The sequence below is a fragment of the Roseicyclus amphidinii genome (assembly GCF_030163755.1).
Taxonomy (GTDB): Bacteria; Pseudomonadota; Alphaproteobacteria; order Rhodobacterales; family Rhodobacteraceae; genus Roseicyclus; species Roseicyclus amphidinii.
Genome location: NZ_JASJOE010000113.1, coordinates 1 through 5,393 on the forward strand (window position 1 = coordinate 1; position 5,393 = coordinate 5,393).

The window sequence follows — 5,393 nt, forward strand, 5'->3', positions numbered from 1 at the left end:
CCCGGCCCCGGCCCCGGCGCGCGCAGCCTCCAACCCGTTCAGTTTCCCCTGACCGATGTCCGCGACACCCTTTCCGGAAACCCAGCCCGCAAGCCTTGTGCTGGGGCGCCCCAACGGGCTTGGCCAACGCTTCGGCCTGCGCGAGGGGGACCGGCTGATCTCGGTCAACGGCGGGGCGGTTGCACCCGATCCCGCGGCGCTGACCGCCAGGCTCAACCGGCCCGGCCTGCCCGCCGCGCTGTGCTTCGAGCGCGCCGGGCACCGCTGGTTCATCCTGTCCGACACTGCAGCCCTCGGGGCCTGGCGGCGCGACGGGACGCCCGTCGACCTGGGCGAAGGGGGCGGCGCGCCGATCGACCCCGCGACGCTGCGCAACTGGGAAGTGCTGCGCGCCCCTGACGGGCGCTACGACATCCAGCCGGTCACGGCGCCGGTGATGGCCCTTCTGGTGCCGCCCCTGTGGCTGGCGCAGATGCACCTGTGGGGGCCGCTGGCGATCTGGGCCGCGCTTGTTCTGGTCGGCTGGCCCGTCGGCTGGCCCGCGATGCTGGCGCTGCACGCGATCCTGTCGCTCTATTTCTGGAAGGCGGGCGCGGCGCTCTGGCGCGCCGACCGGCTGGCGCGGGGGCTTGCGCCCGATGGCGTCATCGCCACCCGGACCGAGCGCGAGTTGCACCGCCGCATCCGCTCGCTGCACCCCGAGGCGCGCTACCTGCATGTTCCCCCCCGGCTTGCCGCGGCGGCGGTGGTCGACGGCGGCTGAGACCGCGGTGCCCCGTCCCCCGGACAGCCGAAAGGCCGGCGGGGGCACCACCGGCCTTTCGGCATGACCGTCTTGCGACTGGGCTCAGGAGGCGAGGCGCGCGCGCCGCTTGCGTTCGAAGGACGAGGCGATCCTGAGCATGTCGCGGTATTTCGCCACCGTGCGGCGGGCCAGATGCGTGCCCTCCTCGGTGATGATCCGCGCCAGCGCGTCGTCGCTGAGAGGATTGGCGGGGTCCTCGTCGCGGACAAGCTGCTGGATGCGGTGGCGCACCGCCTCGGACGAGGTCGCGCCCGCGCCATCGGTCGCCAGCGCCGTGGTGAACAGCCGCTTCAGACCGAATGCCCCCTGCGGCGTCACCATCATGATACCCGTGGTCACGCGGCTGACCGTGCTTTCATGCACGCCCACCGCCTCGGCCACGTCGCGCAGCGTCATCGGCTGGAGATGCGCCAGCCCGCCCTCGAGAAAGGCCGCCTGGCGGCGCACGATCTCGGCACCGATGGCCAGCGTGGTCTGGTTGCGGTGGTCGATCGCCCGGCGCAGCCAGCGCGCCACCGACAGGCGCTCGCCGATGTAATCCGCGGCCTGCCGCGTCATGCGGCTGTCGGCGGCCATGGTCTCGTCGACATGGACGGTCGGCAGCGTCGAGCGGTTCAGGTCCACGCGCCAGCCCTCGGGGCCGCGGGTGACGATCAGGTCGGGTTCGCGCTCGGTCAGCTCGCCCTGCTCGAAATCCGCGCCCGGCTTGGGGTTCAGGCTGCGCAGCTGGCGCAGCAGGTCGCGCAGCTCGTCCATGGCGATGCCCAGCGTGCGGCACAGGCCCGGCAGGTCGGCGGCGGCCAGCATCGGCAGGTGATCCAGAAGCGCCCGGAACACAGGCGTCATCATGCCACGATCCTCGGCCTGCAACGCAAGGCATTCGGCAAGGCTGCGGGCGAAAAGCCCCGCGGGCTCGACCTGTTGCACCTCGTGCAGCATGTTCTCGGCCTGCTCGAGCGTCAGCCCGCTCGCCAGCGCGATGTCCTCCAGCGGCTCGCCGAGCCAGCCGTTCGGCTCGAGCGCCTCGAGGAACCGCTCGGCGATCAGGCGGCGACGCGCGTCGCAGAAGATCACATCGAACTGCGCCGACACATGGGCGTAAAGCGACAGATCGGGCGCGGCCAGACGGCTGCCGATATCGTCGTAGCTGTCATCGGCCGCGCCACGCGACGAGGGCAGCGCCGGGCCGGAACCGCCCCCCTGGCCGGGATCGACGAAGAGAAAGGGGTTTTCCTCGGCTTCCTTCTCGATGAAGGACCGAAGGTCGAGATTGGACAGTTGCAGAAGGCAGATCGCCTGCTGAAGCTGGGTCGTCATCACCAGCGACGCGCGCTGGGCAATACGGGGTGTCAGTTGAAGGGTCATGCCTGGTCCTCCTAGGATGAAGACCAGAAACCCGCCATTTTAGCCCCGGACAACACCGGGAAATTGACGCTTGCGACGACGCCGGGCCGACGCCGGCATCCATCGAACGACATATTGATTTCAAACGACAAAACCCGGCACCGAGGCGCCGGGTTCCGTCTTGGGTGTCAATTTTCCGTCAGCCGCGGAGCAGGCTGAGGACGTTCTGCTGCGAGGAGTTGGCCTGTGCCAGCATCGCGGTGGCGGCCTGCGACAGGATCCGGCCGCGGGCCATCTCGGACGATTCTTTCGCAAAATCGGCATCCATGACCCCAGAGCGCGCGGCCTCGACGTTGACCGTGATGTTGGTCAGGTTCGAGATCGTGCTGTCGAGACGGTTGGACACGGCACCGAGATCGGAGCGCGACTGCGAGATCTTCTGCAGCGCGTAGTCGATCACCTTGATCGAGTCTGCGGCACCTTCGGCGGTCGTCAGGTCGATCGAGGCCACGTTCTCCAGCTTGGAGCCGTTGGCGACGGCGTCGAAGTGCTCGGTTGCCGCGGCGGCGTCGGTGGCGACGGTGAAGGCCTTGGTCGAGGACATCTCGACCTCGCCGGTCACGACCGCGTTGCCGGTGGTGCTGCCGACGGTGGCGAGGCTGCCGTTGGCGGTGCCGTCTGCGGTCAGTGCCGTCACGGTGAAATCGTTGGTCGAGGTGGCGTTCTCGATCACGATGTCTTCGCCGCTGGCATGGGTCAGAACGATCTTGCTGTTGTCGTTCTCGGCCATGGTGGCGGTGATGCCGGTCTGGCCGGAGACGGCGTTGATCGCGTCGCGCAGGCCGCGCACGTCGGAGGCGTCGGTGATCGACACGGTGCCGATGTTGACGGTCTCGCCCGAGGCGGTGCCGATGTCGAAGCTGACACTGTCGGTCAGGGTGAAGCCCGACAGCTCGGCCTTGGTGATGGCGGTGGCCTCGATGCCGGTGCCGGCCGAGAGCTTGTTGACCTCTTCGGCAAGGCTTGCGGCCGACTGGCCCGCGGTGGTGGTGATCGTGTCGCTACCGGCGAAACCGGTCAGGGTGATCGTGGTGCCCGCCGCGATGTCGCTGTCGGTGCCGTCGGTGATGCTGACCTTGGAATTGACCGAGTTCATGCCGATGTCGGTCGCCGCCGCGCTGTCGACGTTCACCTCGAGCGTCTGGCCCTTGTCGGCGCCGATCTGCAGCTGCATGCCCGAGAAGGAGCCGTCGAGAACCTTCATGCCGTTGAAGGTGGTGTTCTGGGCGACCGAGTTGATCTCGGCGATCAGCTGGCGGCCTTCCGACGCGAGGTTGTTGCGGTTCGAGGCGGTGTTGGTGTCGTTCGCGGACTGCACGGCCAGTTCGCGCAGACGCTGCAGCATGTTCGAAACCTCGACGTGGGCGCCTTCGGTGGTGTCCACCAGGTTCTTGCCGTCGGTGGCGTTGCGCACAGCCTGGTTGAGGCCCTTGATCTGCGAGGTCATCTTTTCCGCGATGGCCATGCCCGCCGCGTCGTCCTTGGCGGCGTTGATGCGCATGCCCGAGGACAGGCGCTGCATCGAGTCGTTCATGTTCTCGTTGATGCGCGTCATGTTCGCCTGGGCGTTGATCGCGCCGATATTCGTGTTGATCGTCGTCATCGTCCGTTCTCCGGTGTTGATTGCGGGGCGCCGTCAGCGCTCGGAGAAGGCAACGGCACAGCCGGAATTTGTTTAGCCGGGGCCTGAAAGACCCATTCAAATACCTGTTTTACATACATTTTTTCGGATTTCGTTTTTTGCCACCCCGCCATGCGCGGCTTGGCACGGCTCTTGCTGGAAGGAAGCAGCACAAGCCCGGAGACCCGAGATGGACATCGCCTCACTCATCGGCCTGATCGGCGCGGCCGGCATGATCATCGGTTCGATGATCTATTCCGGCGGCGTGGCCCCCTATATCGACATCCCCTCGATCCTGATCGTGATCGGCGGCACCTTCTTCGCCGTGATGTTCACGACGCCCATGGGGGTGTTCCTCGGCTCCTTCGGGGCCATGGCCAAGGCCTTCATGCCCAAGCCGCGCAGCCGCGAAGACCTGATCGCCAAGATGGTGGAGCTGTCGGATCTCGCGCGCAAGAACGGCCTGATGGCGCTGGAGGGGCAGGAGCTGCCCGACCGGTTCTTCGAGAAGGGCGTCGAGATGCTGGTGGACGGCGCCGACGAGCACAAGCTGGTGAAATTCCTCAAGCAGGAAATCTCCTCGATGAAGGAACGCCATTCGGAACTGCACGGCGCGGTGCGCGCCTGGGTCGATATCGCCCCCGCGATGGGCATGATCGGCACGCTGATCGGCCTGGTGCAGATGCTGGGCGCGATGGAAGACCCGCAGGCCATCGGCCCGGCCATGGCGGTGGCGCTGCTGACCACGATGTATGGCGCGATCCTGGCGAATGTCATCTTCGGCCCGATCCTCTCGAAGCTCGAGGGGTATTCGGCCAACGAGGTGGTCTATCGTGAGATGGTGCTGGAAGGTCTGCGCAACATCGCGCGCGGCGAATCCGGGCGCATGGTGCAGGAGCAGATGATCGCGTCGATGCCGCCCAAGCTGCAGGCCAAGCTGCTGGCGGCGGCCTGAGGCGACGACCATGGCGAAGCGCCCGATCCCCCTGCCCGTCCCTCTGATCGAGCCGGACGAGCCCGAAGAAAAGAAATGCCCGCCAAAGGGCGCGCCGGCGTGGATGGCGACATTCGCCGATATCGCCACGCTCCTGATGGCGTTCTTCGTGCTGATCCTGTCCTTCGCCGAGTTCGACCGCCCGCGGTTCAAGATGGTCTCGGGCTCGCTGCGCGACGCCTTCGGCGTGCAGCGCGAGGTGCCGGTGATGGAAATGCCGATGGGCACGACCGTCCTGAGCGAAAGCTTCAGCCCCTCGCCCGACCCCTCCGTGCTCGAGGAACTGACGCAGGAGACGACCGAGACCGAAGATCCCGAGGTCGAGACCGGCGACGGCGGCAGCGACGGCGTGGGCAGCCCCGGCGAGACCGAAGCCTCCGAGATGGCCGAGGCGATCGACCGCGCCCTGCCCTATGACAGCCCGCTCGAGGCCGAGGTGCAGGATGGCGAGGTCGTGCTGCGCTTCCCCGAGGATGTCAGCCCCGAAGAGCTGGCCGAGGCGGTCGCCGACGCGGCCGAAGCCGTGCAGGAAGCCGCCGAGCGGACCGGCACGCCCGCCGAAGAGGTGC

The 5,393-nt window shown here is 67.5% G+C and carries 5 protein-coding genes; 3 read left to right on the forward strand and 2 right to left on the reverse strand.

Annotated elements, in window-relative coordinates:
- The first annotated feature begins 55 nt into the window (after positions 1-55).
- Positions 56-763 (forward strand): PDZ domain-containing protein, encoded by a 708-nt coding sequence (locus tag QQK83_RS18670; RefSeq protein ID WP_284266857.1) that lies wholly within the window; start codon positions 56-58, stop codon positions 761-763.
- A gap of 84 nt (positions 764-847) precedes the next feature.
- On the opposite strand, the gene rpoN is transcribed toward QQK83_RS18670, so the two are convergent.
- Positions 848-2,170 carry an RNA polymerase factor sigma-54 gene (rpoN, locus tag QQK83_RS18675; protein WP_284266858.1) on the reverse strand — a complete coding sequence of 441 codons (1,323 nt, stop codon included), beginning with the start codon at positions 2,168-2,170 and terminating at the stop codon, positions 848-850.
- Positions 2,171-2,348: 178 nt separating this feature from the next.
- A complete protein-coding gene (locus QQK83_RS18680; RefSeq protein WP_284266859.1) occupies positions 2,349-3,812 on the reverse strand; it encodes a flagellin N-terminal helical domain-containing protein in 1,464 nt (487 codons plus the stop codon).
- Positions 3,813-4,020: 208 nt separating this feature from the next.
- Between QQK83_RS18680 and QQK83_RS18685 the strand changes: the two genes are divergently transcribed.
- Both QQK83_RS18685 and QQK83_RS18690 read left to right on the forward strand, forming a co-directional pair.
- Positions 4,021-4,785 (forward strand): motility protein A, encoded by a 765-nt coding sequence (locus tag QQK83_RS18685; RefSeq protein ID WP_284266860.1) that lies wholly within the window; start codon positions 4,021-4,023, stop codon positions 4,783-4,785.
- Positions 4,786-4,795: 10 nt separating this feature from the next.
- Positions 4,796-5,393: flagellar motor protein MotB (locus QQK83_RS18690; protein ID WP_284266861.1), on the forward strand; the 598-nt coding region annotated here is incomplete at its 3' end.

Excerpts from the sequence above, each read along its gene's own strand:
- rpoN (WP_284266858.1), bottom strand. The coding sequence starts at position 2,170 with ATGACCCTTCAACTGACACCCCGTATTGCCCAGCGCGCGTCGCTGGTG.
- QQK83_RS18685 (WP_284266860.1), top strand. The coding sequence starts at position 4,021 with ATGGACATCGCCTCACTCATCGGCCTGATCGGCGCGGCCGGCATGATC.
- QQK83_RS18680 (WP_284266859.1), bottom strand. The coding sequence starts at position 3,812 with ATGACGACGATCAACACGAATATCGGCGCGATCAACGCCCAGGCGAAC.
- QQK83_RS18670 (WP_284266857.1), top strand. The coding sequence starts at position 56 with ATGTCCGCGACACCCTTTCCGGAAACCCAGCCCGCAAGCCTTGTGCTG.